We start from the raw sequence: 15985 nt of genomic DNA on the forward strand, positions 1-15985 counted from the left end.
GCATGAGATCACGAAGATGTATCGCCTCTTGAGGCAAAACGAATAGCATGATCAGCCAACTTGTGGGTAATCCTGAGGGTAATGAGGCATTCCTTGAATTGGTCCGGGAAGGTCTCACGCGCGAAGAACTGGCTCGAAACATTCAACGTCGCCCCGAACTATGGAGTCGCTTTGCGGGCTTTATGAAGTCGTTGCCTGATGGGAGGTCAGAAAAATCATGCAGGAGAGAATCTGGAAGAATCGGCTTAAGAAGTTGATCAAAGACTGTGGTACGTTGTTGCGCCGGAACGCTGTTGAACTGCGGGAGCTTGGCGATCCGAGGGCAGCCGACATGTCTCTCGCGATGGCGGATGTTACCGATGCTTTCATCGAGCTTTCCGTCGCCAATCCGAACTCCGACTTAGGCTGTCTGCTTGCGGGCGCGAACGTGCATGCGCTACAGCAAGGCAATGGTCTTGGTGACGCCATCATCTGGCCGGCATATCGCCGCGCGGGCATGCACGAGCGTGCAGAGGAATGGACGACGCTCACGAACCTGGTCAGAGAGACATGCGTCGAGCTGCAGACCCCAGTGACCGCTAAGAAGAAGCGCACATGACGACGAATAATCCGAACTTCAACCACTACGTCATCAATCGCAAAACAAAACAGATCATCGCTGGCTTTGACAAGCCGAGTGATGCAGAAACCCTCGCCCTGACCCAAGACGAATACATCGTCCGAGGTCGGGGCTATCTTGCGGATACCATGCCGCGGTATCGCACCGTCGATCCACTTTGGGGCTGGGACGGCGATATGAAGTTGCGAGCGATGCAATTCATGAGCAAGTCATTCAGCGCATTCGAGAAGAATCTGGCTAGCGCATGGATCGAGGGCGACGGTGCGAACAAGCGACGTATCGAGGCCGAATTCTGGTTCCTGTTCGAAAAGCACGGCGGTGTGCCGCGCAAGCCCCACGATGCCGAAACTGTATAGCACGTTCGGCGAGGTTCGCCGGCGTTTTGCGTCAGTGCGGGACCAGTTCGCTGAAGAACTGCGACGCGAACTCGGACCTGGCTTCCTGCGCAGTCGTGGTGCCGGCTTCATGACCTACGACATGTTCGGCGAGGCCAGCGAGCCCCGACTCGAAAGCAGACCGTTGGCGGAGTTTTCCGCTCGCGAATTCGATTACTTGATCTCCCTCGTCGAAACAATGCACGCTGAGGTGGCAGAGATCCGCGTATGTGGAGGATTCGACTTTTCCAAAACGATGCAGGGCGGCGATTTTTTCGCCGGCGACGCGGCACAGCTCGTCGGTGAGTTCGCAATTCCGGTCTGGACGAGCTTCGAGGAGGATGGAGAGCGTGCGAAAGAAAAGATCTACATCACGCGCAAAGGTCCGTCACAAGTGGAGTGAGGAGGAAAAGGAGAAGATCAGGCGGGAATATCCACACCGAGTAACGAAAGAGCTCGCTGAAGAGATGGATGTCGGCATCGGGCCGCTCTACCAGATGGCTGCGAAGCTCGGTGTTCTGAAGACGGATGCTTACTGGGAGGAGGACGTCCGGCTGCGAATTGAACGGGGACGCGTCCATCCTAAGTTGAAGGAGAACCAGTTCAAGAAAGGACAAAAAGCGTGGAATGAGGGCATCAAAGGCAGCACCGGCAACCACCCGAACTCTCGCCGAACACAGTTCAGGAAGGGTCAGCGCAGCGGGGCGGCAAATAACAACTGGGTTCCCATTGGCACGGAGCGGCTCTCGAAGGAAGGCTACCTCGAGCGGAAAGTAACCGACGATCCAAATGTGCAGTTTCAACGCAGGTGGGTAGGCGTCCACCGTCTGGTCTGGGAAGCTTCGAATGGTCCTGTCCCCAAGGGCCACATGGTCTGCTTCCTCCCCGGCAAGAAGACCAACGTCGCAACCGAAATCACCATTGATATTCTCGAACTCGTGAGTCGTCGCGAGCGAGCTCGCCGTAACCATCCAAGCAGCAAATCCCCGGAGCTGGCGAAGCTAACCCAGTTGAAGGGCGCCATCACGCGCCAGTTGAACCGTATTGTCCGTGAAGCAAAGGAGAAAGACCGTGAGCAACATGAACGACTTGCGTGAACATCTGATGCAAACGCTGGCTGCTCTGCGTGACCGGGACAGGCCCATGGAGGTGGACCGTGCACGCGCCGTCGCACAGGTCGCCGCTGTCGCAGTGGAGACGGCCAAGGTGGAGGTCGAGTACATCCGTGCCACCGGCGGGAACAGTCGCTCTCCCTTCTTGACCCCCGTCGGAACACCAGAAATTCCCGCACCGGACAACGCGGGCTCAAACGAAGTCAAGCAGATCGGTAACGGAACCCGTAGCAGCACACAGCCGACCGCGACTGGAATCATCCACCCGCGCCCGGTGACCATGCCCTCCTTCGAAGTCTTTCCTATCAACAACTCAAGCAAGCGAATCGGTCCTTCAGTCGTCGTCCGGGCAGACGACATCAAGCGCGCAGAAGTCGCGGGAAAGTACTGGATGCGTGTGCTCGGACGAACCGTTCGCCATGTGCGGGCCGTGCCCTATCGACCGGAGCTCGATCCTGCGGTCCGCATGTTCATCAGGAGAAACTCATGCCCCTTGCAAGACGCGGTGAAGTCGTAACCGTTCAGCACAAAGACCGCGAGTACGTGGTCTTCTTGCGTGACGGAGATCCCCGACACGTTCGGGTCCGGTACAGCCAAACCGGGGTTGCCACTACCCTGCGCGTGATCTGGGATGCCTCCTATCAGCGCATGGGTCAGATCACCCGCGACGTGCTCGAACTGGCGCAGAGAAAGCTGGTTGTCGAGGCGCGCGCATGACATCCAACATTCCGAAGTTCATGTTGCCCAAGCCGATTAACCCGCGCAAGTTTCTTACACCTCTGCGCAGGGACCCGCGCACACGGTACACGGTCTATCGACATGGCGTGGCAACTCCGTTCGTCATCGCAGTGTCGTCGACGATGACGCGCTACAACTTCGTCAAAACCGAGACTGCGCCTTACGACACCTACATCGAAATCGGCCGCCGCGCGTTTGGTGTCAACCACCAGAAGCTGATGATCGATGGAACCGACATGCCCGAATCGTGGTTCATCGACATCTCACAGGGCGTGAAGTACTGGGAGGAAGACGAACGGGAGGCAGCGTGAACGAAGTCAAGTCTCTTGCATATCCGCCGCTCGGTGCTCACTGGAGCTATGGACCAGAGCATATGCGACGAATCTCCGCCGCTTCTGCGCGAACGCTATGCGGGATGTATCCGACTCCAAAGGTTGGCTACGAAACGCTCGTTGCGATCGCACCGGACGGTTTCGGAGGAAAGAAGCGCCTGTATGTCCAGAACGTAAGCGGCGACTTCTACATCGCAAGTTCGGACACCGTGATCAGCGACTGGCCTGATTCCTTTCAGGTCACGGTAAAGGAGGCTGGCTAATGGCACGACTTGCGGAACGACGCGTTGCCTCAACAAAGCAGCTACAGCAGATCAAGGACGTTACGCCGGAGATCGCGGAAGCCGTCCGCAATGTCTGGAAGACGGTACGCATGCGAGACGAGGCGCGCGAGGAGGTCAACAAGCTGATCGAAACACACGGCGTCGAGTTCCTCGGCGTTCATCGCCGCACTGGTGATGATGTCTACTACTGCAACGCCGGGGACTCATACGCCACCACGATTCTCTTTCGTGGCCTCTCTTTGATCGTCGGATGTACGGGCGATCTCGTCGAGTCCCGCCTGATCAAGGCGCCGCAGTCGTGATGACGGCTCCGGGCAGGGTGCGTCTCAGATGGGGAAAACCCAACAGAACGAATGCCTGGTCGTCTCCATGCGGTCGACTGGATCTCGAGCTCACCGCAACTCAGATCTTTTCGGTCAATCTAGTCGGCCTGCAAGATCAAGAAATCCGAAGGCTTTCCGAAGACCCCGATGTGAAGGATCAGACTGCGTTCTGGGCGGCCGAGGTCGTAGCCGCGCACCTGAGGGAGTACGGAGCCTGGAGCGAGGAGGAACTAAAGGACCATCAAGCAAACATCCAACGAACGCTCTGGACAGTCTGCTGCGAGTTGCGCGACAGCTACCGGTGCTGCTGGGTCTAACAAGCCATTTCAGGAAGAACAAAATGAGCCTCGACAACATGAACCAGGATGCCCTCAACCGACACAGCGACGCGCTGTTCATTCAGGAAGGCGCGTGTAATCTCAGCGGCGTTGCGCGCTCGCTGGTCCGCGCAATCAACCAGTGTCAGCATCAGGAAAACATGGGCACGCAGCAGGTCCGTGATGACGCAGCCATCCGGATGATCGTTCACCAGATGGCGTTCCTCTGCAATGTGGGTGAGATCGACAACTTCAGCAACGACCTCTACGGCAAGCTCCAGCAGGAGTGCAAGGAGAAGTCGGAGGCGACCAACAAGAAGCTCGCGGAACAGAAGGCACAGGCGAAGGCCGCGGAGGCATCGTGAGCCGGCGGGCCAAGTTGAACCGTTCTCCGGTCTGGGCGGACCCTTACAAGGCCGAGGTGATCAAGTCGCTGCAGCAGTTCTCGATTCGTCACAACACCTTCAAGGTCTTCTGCGACTTCATCGAGATGTCGGCGTTGGCGCTCAGCAACAAGTTCGACCTGATCAACTACGACAGGCGGGAAAAGCGGTATCTGGAGATCGTCAAGAACTACAAGAAGGAGGAGCTGGATCTGTTCGCGCGGACGCTCGGTCAACTCCAGGCGTGCTATCAAGCAAGGCTCGACCTTCTAGGCGACGCAGGCTTGAGGGAATCGGTCGACAGCATCGGAGACGTGCTCGGCCAGATCTTCATGGCACTTGATCTCGGGAGCGAACGCGCGGGGCAGTTCTTCACGCCCTCCGAGGTTTCCCTGATGATGGCCAAGATGGTCACGGTGGGCGATGGTTCTGACATCCGCAAACGGGGATTCATCACCATGGACGAGCCCGCGTGCGGATCCGCCGGCATGGTCGTCGCAGTCGCGCAAGCCATGCATGAGGCGGGCCTGAACTACCCCACTATGTTGCATGCGACCTGCACAGACATCGACCCGACCTGCGTGCACATGGCGTATGTCCAACTGGCGCTCCTTGGCATCCCTGCGACGGTGATTCACGGCAACTCGCTGACGCTCCAGACTTGGGACGTCTGGCATACGCCTTCGCACTATCTGTGCGGCTGGCCGAATCGCTTCGAACGGAAGCGTGTCGGCGAAGCCTGCTCTAAGCTGATTGAATTTATGCGGTCAGCTGAGAAGGTGGGGCCGGACATAGTTGAGAAGGAGCCTCTGCCGGCATCTGATCCTGTAACGGTTCCGGGGTAGTACCTTTGGTCAAATGAGGGGCGGTCGGGACCACCGTGTCACTTGAGGGGTGCCGTTTGCATTGTAGTTGGTGACCCCGCCGAGGCTGCGGCAGCTGGTCGCGCTGCTCGTGCGAAGTCATACACGTTGCGCTTGCGCATGCGGTCGAGTTCAGCCATGCAGTACGCGTAACGTTGCTCGCGCGTGCGGAAGTGCTGCATAGGGCGTCGCGGACCAAAGCCGTGGCCGTTTCTCGTTGACCAGAACCATACGGTGTACCACCTGCCAAGTTCGCTGTCGTCACACAACCCCTCGTAATGCTTTTCGCACAGCTCTTCATTCGAGAAGTCTTCGGGGGCGTTGCGGTGACGCACATAGGTGCCCAGGACGTAGCGTGCGCCAGATGGGCGACCGTACTCATCTGTCAGATCGAAGTCATGGGAATGAGAACTGCTTGCGCCATGCGCAATCAAATACGGCGCTTGTGCCATATGTATTGTTCCAGATTGAGGGATGAAACTGTTGTTGATTCCGCCCCTGTATCCGTCGCAATCAGAAGCGCAGCACTCGTGAAAGCGATCACATGAGCAGCCGCGAACCTAAGCCCCGCGCGCCAGACACTGTGGTCAAGCTCGTGTTGCTCAAGGTCCCGTTTCAGCTTGGTGTGAAAACTTTCCATGCCCCAATGCTAGGGCGCGCGTGTGCGCGTGACCCCTCCCATTGCAGGAGGGTGCGGCACACTGCCGCACCCTTGACTTTCACACTTCCTCAATCTCAGGAAGTGTGAAAACGCCAGCTTTTCCAATATCAGGGAGGATTTTGGAGAGTCGCTTACATGGGTTTCAAATCGGTCCACGATCCATTGCAACACGGGATTGACTTCACAAACGCCATTGTCCGTTCTGTGGACTAGAGGGCTCACGGCATAATGCCCAGACCCCGGGAGGAGTCTGGGCTCTTATGCCGTCAGTTTGATCAGAGCAAACCAGCGTACTCTTTCAGTGCCGTGCGGACTTGTTTCTCGGTTTCAGCGCGGTCCTTCCGTTGTGCATCGGACATCGGCTCGTCGACCACCGTGGCGTCGTAGAGTTTGACCATCTCCTGCCAGATCTTGAGCATCGATTTCTGCGTCTCGATCCACACGCCGTACAGGAACTCATGCGCCACGATCACGACGTGGAAGCTGTCCATCAGCTCGCGAAGATGCTTGACGAACGCCCGTGCCACCGCTTGCTGCGCCACGAGTACCTTGCCCTGCTCGGTTTCCGAGGTCAGCCGATCGATCTTCATCGACACCGTGTTGAGGTGCTCCGTCATCTGCTCCAGTGCCTGCTGGGCCTGCCGCATGGACCGTGCTGCACCCGCAACTCCAATAAGCGTTTGCGCACTCACGACCGTACTCTTGAGCGCCGAGATGTCTTTCGGGATGCTCGCGTACTGTCCAGTATTGACAGATGTCTTAGCCTGCTTGATGGCGTCGTACCGACCCTTGGTGAGCTCGAGGGCGTTACGTGCCGTCAGACTCGACATCGTGCCGCTACCGTCCTCCTGGGTGCTGAGTTGTGTGTCTAGCTCCCTGGCGAACCCTTCGAGATCCTGGTGCATGGCTTGACCCGACGCATCCATCGCCTCGGCGCGCTTGCTTTCCTTCTCGTACCACGCCACCAAGGACGCCACGCCCTTCTCGATGATCTCCGTGTAGTCGCCCTTGTCGAACGACTGGCTCAGGCTCACCATCGCCTTGCTGTACTCGGAGTTGGCGTCGAGAATCGCGCGCGTTTGTGCTGGCGAATCCGCCATCAGCTTCGAATACAGATTCTCCTCGTACCGCTGACGGAGGTGTTCCGTTTGGAGGATCTGGGCGAGACGTTCGATGCCATCGGCGAGCTTTCTGCCCTGCTCTTCCACGGCGCTCAGATGGGCTTCGTCGAACTGCTTGCCGTCGCCTCGCAGCCAGCCGATGAAGCGCTTGATCATCTCGACCGATTTGCGAATCAGCTTCCTGATCGTGTCCCACACGGTGCTGACAATGCCCTCGAGAGCGACGCGCGTTCGTTCGCTCTTCGTGCCCCCGCTGAATTGCAACGAAGCAAAGTGGCTACCGCCGAGCACGGAGTCCGCCTCAAGGGCAATGCCTGTGGTCAACGTACCGCTTTGCATCAACTGACTACGCACGGATACCAATGTCGCTAGGTGCGACTCTAGGGCGAGCAGGTCGCCCTTCTCAAAATCCGCCTTGATGTTCTTGTCTCGGAAATAAGAGGGAAACAGGAGTACAAGCGCCTGTCTCCCCTGGGTATTGATCCGCTTAACCCTTACGGGAAAAGTGAACTTGGGATGGGTTGTTCATCAAACGATTTCTATTTCCCCGTATCCAAAGCTGGTGGCCCAATGGGCCCATGCAGGATCGCGACGCTCGGACACCTCCGCGACATTCAGTCCTTCCAAGGCCGCCATCTCCTCCTCAAACTCCTGCTCGACGATCTGCTCGGTCGCCACCTTGTAGCTGTGTTGCTCAACAGGGGACATGTCTTGCATTGCCTCGGCCGCGATCAACTGCGTGTTCTCGAACCCCAAGATTTCGTCAACCTGCTCCCGGCTCCAGTGCATGATGTCGATCGTGCGGCTGGAGATGTTCGGCTCCTCGCCCGTGTCGAGGACGATGTCGTACACGTAGACGTCCTCGTCCTGACCGAGACGCTTGCAGCGGGCCACGGCCTGGTCGTACTCAAATGAGCGGAACGGCGAATTGAACATGACCATCGTGTTGGCCATGACGAGCGGCACGGCCGACGAAAGCGATTGATACGTCGCAATCATCGGATTCGCGTCTTCGTTCTTGCCGAACTCCGTGACCATCTGGGCGAGTTCGTTGTTCGTCTCGCCATAGACACGCAGCGGACCGTATCCACGCTGCTTCAGGTAGTCCGCGGCCGCATCGACCGCCGTCACATAGCTCGTGAACATCAGCGTCTTCTTGAGGCCCGTGTCGATTTTCTGCTCGAGTCCCATGTACGGGATCATGTCGATCACACACTGCGCCCGCTTCCGCCCAAGGATCCGGCCGAGCGCCTCACCCTGCACTTTCAGCTTGTGGTACTTGACGACCGACTTCGATGTCTTGAAGTCCCCCTTCAGGTCCTTTGGCAGGGCCGGGATGATGACCTTCTTCTCGTAGTTGTTGCAGTAGGTCGCCGCATCCTTCATCAGAGACGGGTCATAGCCCTTGCGGATCAGCTTGATGTTCTTCTCGTACGTCTTGAAGGCATCCTTCTGCTCGGACGTCACCAGCGTCTTGTAGAAGTAGCTGAGCGCATTCTCGAACATGCGCTCATACATCCGCATGTTGCTCGTATAGTGCTTGATGCGTTCGTCGATGAAAGAGCGCATCTCGCTGCGAATCGACGCGAGCGTGTACTGGTCGCCGTTCGGGATCTTGATCTTGGATTCCGGGTGATGCACGGAGATCTTCACCACGTTGTTGCTGTCGACCTTGTAGGTGACCTTGCCCAGCCGGTGCGAGAGAATGTCGTTCGCACGAGCGCTCGCCTTGCCGTAGATCGCCCGGAAGCGTGCCTGAGCGTCCGGATCGAACAACGGGTCGATCGTCCTGAAGAGCGGTGCCATCTCCCCGCCAATCGCCTTCACGGGCGTGCCCGACTCCCACAGCACGAATTGACAGCGAGTGAGCGCGCACAGATCGATAAAGAGCTGCGTGCGCAGTGCCGACTCTTCGTTCAACCCGTGCGACTCGTCCAGCAGGATGACGGGCTTGTGCCAGCTCTGCGTCTTCGCGAACTCCATAAACCGCTGGAGTGATTCCGGCGAGTCGTAGTGGACGATGTAGTACTTCTGCTTCGGCTTCGGCGGCGTTCCCATCTTGGAATGCCAGTACGGCTGCGGGCGCTTGAACTGCGTGACGATCGTCTCTTCCCAAACCTTTTTCACAGCGCGGCTGGGACAGACGATGATGACGACATCCGCGTGCAGCTGGAGACCGAGCGCGATCCCCATATAGGTGTTGTGCGTAACGATAAAGTCGTCGGTAACGTACAGGCGCTCCTCGTCCGACACCGCAATGCACTGGGCGGGCTTCTGGCCAACATATTCGATGCTGTCAATGCGCAGTTTCAGATTCTCGCAGTACTGGTTGCTGTTGTTCAACCGCTCTTTCTTCCGAGGAAGGGTGAAGAGGTCCTCCGGGTACTTGTGGCGGATGCTGATCGTGAAGCACGTCCGACCATAGTCCTTCTCGCCCCGGTAGGTGAACTGCTTACGCTTGATACGGAGGCTTGCCATGCCGCCCAGCGAGCGAACCAGATACTGAACAGCCTCCGCAAGATCGAGACTCGTGCTGGTGAAGCTTGCGCCGCCCGTGAGTTCGCTCGTGCCGTCGGAATCGAGTAGTCCGTTAAGCAGATCGAGACGCTGTTGTCGGTTGCCAAGTAGATATTCATCAGGAACAAACTTCTCGTGCGCGCGCTTCCCTGCCAGCCCCACCTTCCGGATCTTCACACTTAGCGAGTTAGCTCGCTTACCCTCACCTTCGTACGCACCGTTCAGAGCGAACGACTTCCCATTGTCAATCCATTCACCCACCCGCATATCGACATCGAGACGGGACCGTACCTTCTCCCTAATAAACTCTTCGGGCTTCGTAATCACGACACGACCTTTGCCGGAAATGCAGCCGTCGCCAAGAATCACTCCGAGCAGATAGGGGTCGATAGGCAGGTCCACTGCCGGCCCGTCCTCCGCCTCTATTAGCGGGATGTATGCCCTCATGTCAGCAAAGGACGTCGACTCCATGATTTCCTTCGTGGTGCGGACGTGCCAGTAGCCTTTCCTACGTTCATGGCGAAGATGGACTTTCCAAAGGTGGTCAGCAGAAGCCTCAACACTGCGTCCATCACTAAACGTGATGCGGTACATATCGATCGTGCCTTGCGGATAGACGCCGGTAACAGTCGTCACTGTTCCTTTCGGTGTAACGACTTCAGTGCCGACGCGCATAGCACCCATGGTCGACCAACCGCCAGGTGTCTTGATAAGCGCGTCGAGGGCTAGGCTCTTCCCGGTACCAGGCCCTGCGCCGAGCATGGCGCCTCTCAGACCGAAGCGTGGCACCATCTCATTGAACCACGCGAAGAACCCGTCCTGGTGCTCCAGCGGGCTCCATTTGAGCTGGCTGAGCTGAGACTTATCCAGAATGTCCGGGTGCTTGATGATGGTCGTCTTCATCCACGTGTGTTCGTAGATGCCCTCGACGACCTTCTTCAATGCGCGGATGTTGTGCCCTTTCTTCTTCTCGTTGACGATGCGGGTGAACGCATAGACCACGTCGGGCGCGAAGAACCTGTTAAATACAACGTCCGACGGGGTTACCTTGGTGAACATGTTGTCCACGATCTTGCTGGTGCCCCACACCTCGAAGATCGTTTTGGCGACCGAGTCGCCGGGCAAACCTGAGACCTTGATTAAATCGCCTGATTCTTCAACCCGAATGAGACCGATCAGCCGTTGTAGTGCCGAAAACATGGCGTCGTCCTATGATAAAAAAACAGACTGCATAAAAGGAATTGCCCAAGGGACCCCTACAAGTGCTAGGGTTCCCTGGGCTCATCCCTCAACAACGGAACTGCTTGTTACACAAGATTAGGCGGCCTCGTCGAAGGCCCAGAACGGCGTCTCGTCATTTGATCCAATCGGACCACCCCCAACCTTCTTGCGTGTCGTGTCCACGCCATTGACGTCGAACAAGATGCCGAACTTCGAGAACGGCAGCACGCAGAAGAGATCGCGGTGATCGGTCTGACCGATGATGCGGTGCTTGCCTCGCTGGATCGTGAGGAAGCTTTCGTTGTTACTCTTCTCGATATGGATGAAGATCTCGAGGTCCACTTCCTGGTCGATCTGTTTACAGCCGCGGTAGTAGCCCTTGCCAACCAGTTCCTTCACAAAGTCGCTCTTGCCGTCGCGGATCATCTGCTTAGCGTCGGTGGAGAGCTGGTGCGGTGTGACGAAGGCGATCTTGCGCGGCGAGCAGAAGTTACGAACGCGGCGGTAGAGGTCCTGCACGTCAGTGCCGGTCGGTCCTTGCAGGCAGCCCGTGGTCGGCATCATCGGCAGGTAGTCGACCATGCACATATGGATCTCGTAGCCATCCGCTTCCAGCTCGAGAATCTTGTTGCACAGATCCTTGTACGTCCACTCCGACGGATTGACGCGCAACATCTTGATCTCGTAACCGTTAACCCGCATGCGCTCCTGCACGTATGCGGCGATCTTCGTGATGTAGGCGTCCAGCTCTTCCGGCGACATCGCCTCGAAGTCTTCCTTGGTCTTCTTGACGATCTCGGCTTCGCGGCCATCGAAAGCCATCAGCACTTCGTACATGTATTGAAAGTTCAGCTCGAGATCGTCCTCAAAGGAGATCCGGAGCAAGAGCGGCTTCTTCGTCGCGTCGATCATTTCCGGCTCATTGAAGAGCGCCACGCCGATAAACGCGCCGAGGCTGAAGCCCGTCTTGAAGTTGTGCTGCAGTGCGCCGATCACCGTTTGCTGGCCGCGACGAAAACCACCACGCAACATTCGGTTCACGCCCTGCCAGCCCGTCCTCAAAATCCCACCACCGTTCTCGGTCTTCTGCACTTCGCTGAAGATATGCTTCACTTCGTCGATACGTGACAGATCGACCTCGGCGACGATCGCCGGATCCTTCGCGGTTGCATCTACCTGATACGGTTCCAGCTCCGAGCACACCTCAGCCACGAACTGCTTCATATTCGTGACCTGCGTGCGGTTGAACCGCAGCTTGTTTGACGCCTGGAAGATGATCTCCTGGATCTTCTGCTCGCGGAAATACTCGTTCAAAGACCGACGCAGATTGACCGCCGTCTTCTTGATCTTGCTTTCCGTCAATTCCCTTTCGATGCCTTCGACGAACGACTCGTAAAGCTTTTCGTCCTCGCCGCAATCCACCTTCAATTGTTGAAGTATTTCGTTCGGCTCGTACTCGTGATCGAGCGGGGCTTCGCACATTGAGAGCGCGGTCTTCTTCAGAGCAGCGGTTATATCGCGCTCATGATCCAGACCGATGGCCAGTTGTGGTTCCTTTATCTCGTTGATGATGCTCCTGACGAGAGCCCCCGAATTCTCATGGGCGCCCGGCAGCTGGCTCTCGCGGAACATGAGAGTGATGCACTTAACCAGCAGCAGTTTGTGGTTCATGTTTGTAAATACTGTGAGAAAGCTTTTTCTGGGTCATAGAAAAGACCCAGTGACTTTTTTATTTACTGGTCCCTCTATTCGCTGGAGCAAACAAAGTGTCCAATGCCCGCCCACTCAAGCAGGTGATCCTCATTCCCTATTGGGTGCATGAGACGCTCGCCCGCAACAAACTGCCGCTGTCGGAGTGCTTGAACTTCGACGCCCTCAAGCCGCTTTCGAGCGTCAATGATCTGGTGTGCTTCTTGGGAATGCAGAAGTACTGCTCTCAGCTCATGGGAGTCGAGGGCGGCGACTGGAGTTTGCTCTTGCAGTGGGTTTCAAGTGCTCATGGTCAGAACAAGGTGTTCTTCGAGCAAACGATTTGTCCTCTGGAGCGTTCACTCAACGTCCAGGCGGAATTGCAGGCACGGCTATTTGCGCCGGAGTCGCGCATGCCTCACCACGCAGAACCCTTTTATATCTATGACATCACACGCGAAGTCGCGGGTGTCGTGATTAATCCGGGTTTCTTCACGCAAGAGGCCGGCACAGAAGGTTATCAGGCCGCGCTGATCGTGCAGATCCTAAAGGTATTGTATGCGTACAACGCATATCACGAGGTGGCAGCGACACCTCTGTTCAAGCGTTATCTCGATCTGTTGTCTGCAAAGCAGTTGACGGTTTGAGGTCAACAAGCCCCAGTAGTCTCTTTTTTAACTGTAACGGTTAGGATCACTCATGACCACTCTGTTCGCAAACAAGAACCGCGGCGGCGTGCAGCCGATGACACAACTGGACACCATCGTCCAATCGCTGCGCCATGAACAACACGATCGCGGCGTCGCATTCGCTTCCCCGCAAGTCTCGCGTGCTGCTTTCGCGATGGAAGGCATCAACGACACGATGCAAAGCGAGCTGAACAGCTCGGTGCAGTCGCTGAACGCCGCTCTCGAGCACATCGTGTCGGAACACGGCCTGCGCGACCTCACGCAAGCTCAGAAGGACGCAGCGCTGGCAGCAGCGACGCTCTCCGGCGACATCACCGGCGCGCTGCACGCGACCATCAAGCACGATCGCGTCTCGACGGAAAGCATGAAGTTCATCGTCCCGCAGGGCGAAGACAAGATGCTCGAGCGCATCAAGCCGGCGCTGGAAGCGTACGACGAGAAGGAAAACAAGAACGCGGTGGTCTACTCCGTCGCGTACAACATGCAAGCCGCTCGCCAGGATGAATTCGGCGAAGCGTTCTACCCGACCGTCGTCGTGACGCCGGACCAGGTGGGCTACACCGTTTCGATCCGCTTGATCGAGGTGTACAACGAAACGAAGCGTCCGATCTCGGGCGCACCGACGGCCAACTTCGGCCGCCGCAACATCGTGCAGGCTGTCATCGATCCGACGATCCTGCGCAACGACCAGACGAAAATCGTCCCGGTCGTGAACGACGAAGCGACCGCAGCTGGCTATTTCGTGCCGGCAGCAGCTGTCGCACCGTACAGCGTGATGCTCTCGGACGACACCGCTGTCTCGACCGCACCGCTGGCAATCGGCAAGAAGTTCTCGCTGCTCGGCATCTCGCAAACCGAAGCGCTGCTCGACACCGGCCTGCTCGACGTCACCGACGCGATCGACACGCAGCTCGCGCTCGACGCCGTGTACGTTCAATTCACGACGGGTGGCGCGACGCCGACGACGGAAGTCGTGAAGTTCAACACCCGCCAGCTGCCGCTCGCGACGTTCAACTTCGCGGTGCAGGCGACGTACCGTCAGATGAACCTCCAGTACGAGACCCAGTCTCTGCTGATCGGCCCGAACACGGTTCTGGCTGACGGTTCGGCATCGACGATCCTGTCGGCAATCGTGTCGGGTGGGTACGAAGCGCGCATTGGTTTCTCGGTGTTCGGCTCGATCAACCTCGAACTCGGCAACACCGAACTGAACGCATCGAGCGTGTCGGTTGCAACGATCAAGAACAACAGCGATGCGACGCTGGACCTCTCGACGGGCACGGGCGCGACCCTGGCTGCGCTGATCGCGAACGCGAAGGTCATCGGCTACGATCTCGACGCACGTCGTACCAACAGCAACCGCCGTCAGCGCGGCCAGCTGCTGAACACGAACTTCTACAACCAGGTGTACACGGTGCCGCTGCTGGCTCCGATCACCATTCCGCGTCCGATGCAAACGGGCGACTCGAACGATTCGTCGGATCTGGCTGCGCTCATCACCACGACGCGCATTCGTACGTCGAACGCAGCGGTCGACGAGCTGCTCCGCGTGCAAGACCTGCTCGCAGAAACGACCAGCGCACTGAACACGTCGGCCACGCCGAACAGCGCGCAAGATACGCCGGAAATCATGGGCGTGTCGCGTTTCGTGGTTCAGCCGGCTTACATGTACAAGCCGCTGAACATCAGCACGTCGCTCGACTCGCTGTCGGCTCACCAGCGTGCTGCGGACATCCAGGCTACCCTGGTGAACGCACTGCGTGACATGGCTTACACCCTGTACGTCCAGTCGGGCTACAAGGCAGCAGCCGATGCACTCGCTGGCGGCGTCGCACCGGTTCCGACCGTGATCATCGGTACGGATCCGTACATCGCGCGTTACCTGATGGTGACGGGCGACCTGCGTACGCTGGGCGGTCAGTTCGACGTGAAGATCGTGTCGACGCTCAACGAGCGCATGTCGGGCAAGATCGTGATGTCGTTCGGCGACTTCTCGGCAGAGCGTGCTGGCGTGCCCAACCCGCTGCACTTCGGCAACATGGCGTGGAAGCCGGAATTCACGGTCGTGCTGCCGATGATCCGCAACGGCGCGCAGTCGAAGGAACTGACGGTCCAGCCGTCGTTCCTGCACATCACGAACCTGCCGGTGATGGGCGTGATCGACGTGACGGGTATCAGCGCGGCTGCGGCTTCGAAGGTGCCGGTCAACTTCCATACCGTCTAAGGACGGGTTGGCGGGTGAGTGACGTAGGTGACTCGTTTCACTAGGGTCACCACCCGGAGCAGCAAGAAGGTCACTGGGGCTGATGGTCCTCCTGGGTTCTTCGGGACCTGGGAGGACCATTTATGCCGTTTGCTTTCTTTTCGCTTTCGAAGCGGCCTTACCTTCGGAGAGAACAACGCCTTTTGCGATCGAAGGAGGACTTCGAAGCCTCCCTTATTAATAGAGCCTCGGAGTTGAAAACGATCCGATTCTAGACCTTTTTAATCAGGACAAGCCGGCTACCGATCTCCTAGTGGAAATCGTTGGCTTCTTCGAAACTACAGTTCACGGGAAGTTTGAGAATCTCATTAGTACCGGGGGGTAGTGTAGGTGTACGGGGCTGACGCCCCTAATACCCTACTATGACACCTAGCTATGAGAAATCCTGGCAGGTGGTGACTAAAATATAGGCCGACCGCGGATTAGGTCCCGGCCAAAAAATTGGCGAGAAATTTTCTCTATAGGGGGGTCGCAGGGGG

The 15985-nt window shown here is 57.6% G+C and carries 17 protein-coding genes; 13 read left to right on the plus strand and 4 right to left on the minus strand.

Going from position 1 to position 15985, the window contains the following annotated elements:
- Window positions 1-217: 217 nt before the first annotated feature.
- The 11 genes from AWB81_RS08690 to AWB81_RS08740 all read left to right on the plus strand — a co-directional run bounded on the left by AWB81_RS08690 (window position 218) and on the right by AWB81_RS08740 (window position 5327).
- The gene (locus AWB81_RS08690) at window positions 218-598 is read left to right on the plus strand and encodes a hypothetical protein (RefSeq protein ID WP_062634212.1); all 381 of its coding nucleotides are present in this window, start codon (window positions 218-220) and stop codon (window positions 596-598) included.
- Window positions 595-975, plus strand: coding sequence for a hypothetical protein (locus tag AWB81_RS08695; protein WP_062634215.1), 381 nt, complete (start codon window positions 595-597; stop codon window positions 973-975). The genes AWB81_RS08690 and AWB81_RS08695 overlap by 4 nt, the downstream gene beginning before the upstream one ends.
- 109 nt (window positions 976-1084) lie before the next feature.
- Window positions 1085-1396 carry a hypothetical protein gene (locus tag AWB81_RS08700; protein ID WP_144444091.1) on the plus strand — a complete coding sequence of 104 codons (312 nt, stop codon included), beginning with the start codon at window positions 1085-1087 and terminating at the stop codon, window positions 1394-1396.
- A 64-nt stretch (window positions 1397-1460) separates the two neighbouring features.
- Complete coding sequence (locus AWB81_RS08705) at window positions 1461-2090, plus strand: HNH endonuclease signature motif containing protein (protein ID WP_235025754.1); 630 nt, start codon at window positions 1461-1463, stop codon at window positions 2088-2090.
- Entirely contained in the window at window positions 2065-2622 is a 558-nt protein-coding gene (locus AWB81_RS08710) for a hypothetical protein (protein ID WP_144444092.1), read from the plus strand. The genes AWB81_RS08705 and AWB81_RS08710 overlap by 26 nt, the downstream gene beginning before the upstream one ends.
- Window positions 2592-2822, plus strand: a complete 231-nt coding sequence (locus AWB81_RS44615; protein ID WP_144444093.1) for a hypothetical protein — start codon at window positions 2592-2594, stop codon at window positions 2820-2822. Before AWB81_RS08710 ends, AWB81_RS44615 begins: the two co-directional genes overlap by 31 nt.
- Window positions 2819-3154: a hypothetical protein gene (locus AWB81_RS08715; protein ID WP_062634223.1), complete on the plus strand. Its 336-nt coding sequence runs from the start codon at window positions 2819-2821 to the stop codon at window positions 3152-3154. Before AWB81_RS44615 ends, AWB81_RS08715 begins: the two co-directional genes overlap by 4 nt.
- Window positions 3151-3438: a hypothetical protein gene (locus tag AWB81_RS08720; RefSeq protein ID WP_062634225.1), complete on the plus strand. Its 288-nt coding sequence runs from the start codon at window positions 3151-3153 to the stop codon at window positions 3436-3438. The genes AWB81_RS08715 and AWB81_RS08720 overlap by 4 nt, the downstream gene beginning before the upstream one ends.
- Window positions 3438-3761 (plus strand): hypothetical protein, encoded by a 324-nt coding sequence (locus tag AWB81_RS08725; RefSeq protein ID WP_062634227.1) that lies wholly within the window; start codon window positions 3438-3440, stop codon window positions 3759-3761. The genes AWB81_RS08720 and AWB81_RS08725 overlap by 1 nt, the downstream gene beginning before the upstream one ends.
- A 361-nt stretch (window positions 3762-4122) precedes the next feature.
- On the plus strand, window positions 4123-4464 hold the full coding sequence (locus AWB81_RS08735; protein ID WP_062634232.1) for a hypothetical protein: 342 nt from the start codon (window positions 4123-4125) through the stop codon (window positions 4462-4464).
- Window positions 4461-5327 (plus strand): N-6 DNA methylase, encoded by an 867-nt coding sequence (locus tag AWB81_RS08740; protein WP_062634234.1) that lies wholly within the window; start codon window positions 4461-4463, stop codon window positions 5325-5327. Before AWB81_RS08735 ends, AWB81_RS08740 begins: the two co-directional genes overlap by 4 nt.
- Before the next feature lie 38 nt (window positions 5328-5365).
- On the opposite strand, the gene AWB81_RS44620 is transcribed toward AWB81_RS08740, so the two are convergent.
- From AWB81_RS44620 to AWB81_RS08755, 4 genes are all read right to left on the minus strand, one after another.
- Entirely contained in the window at window positions 5366-5797 is a 432-nt protein-coding gene (locus AWB81_RS44620) for a hypothetical protein (protein ID WP_144444094.1), read from the minus strand.
- Between the two features lie 484 nt (window positions 5798-6281).
- Entirely contained in the window at window positions 6282-7466 is a 1185-nt protein-coding gene (locus tag AWB81_RS08745; RefSeq protein ID WP_062634236.1) for a hypothetical protein, read from the minus strand.
- A 189-nt stretch (window positions 7467-7655) separates the two neighbouring features.
- Window positions 7656-10844: an LAGLIDADG family homing endonuclease gene (locus tag AWB81_RS08750; protein ID WP_062634238.1), complete on the minus strand. Its 3189-nt coding sequence runs from the start codon at window positions 10842-10844 to the stop codon at window positions 7656-7658.
- A 117-nt stretch (window positions 10845-10961) separates the two neighbouring features.
- Entirely contained in the window at window positions 10962-12536 is a 1575-nt protein-coding gene (locus tag AWB81_RS08755; RefSeq protein WP_062634240.1) for a DnaB family ATPase, read from the minus strand.
- Between the two features lie 95 nt (window positions 12537-12631).
- Between AWB81_RS08755 and AWB81_RS08760 the strand changes: the two genes are divergently transcribed.
- Together AWB81_RS08760 and AWB81_RS08765 are read left to right on the plus strand one after the other, a co-directional pair.
- On the plus strand, window positions 12632-13201 hold the full coding sequence (locus tag AWB81_RS08760; RefSeq protein WP_062634242.1) for a hypothetical protein: 570 nt from the start codon (window positions 12632-12634) through the stop codon (window positions 13199-13201).
- 52 nt (window positions 13202-13253) lie between these two features.
- On the plus strand, window positions 13254-15467 hold the full coding sequence (locus AWB81_RS08765) for a hypothetical protein (RefSeq protein ID WP_062634244.1): 2214 nt from the start codon (window positions 13254-13256) through the stop codon (window positions 15465-15467).
- Window positions 15468-15985 lie beyond the last annotated feature (518 nt).

It is taken from the genome of Caballeronia arationis, from assembly GCF_001544975.2.
In the GTDB taxonomy this organism is placed as follows: Bacteria; Pseudomonadota; Gammaproteobacteria; order Burkholderiales; family Burkholderiaceae; genus Caballeronia; species Caballeronia arationis.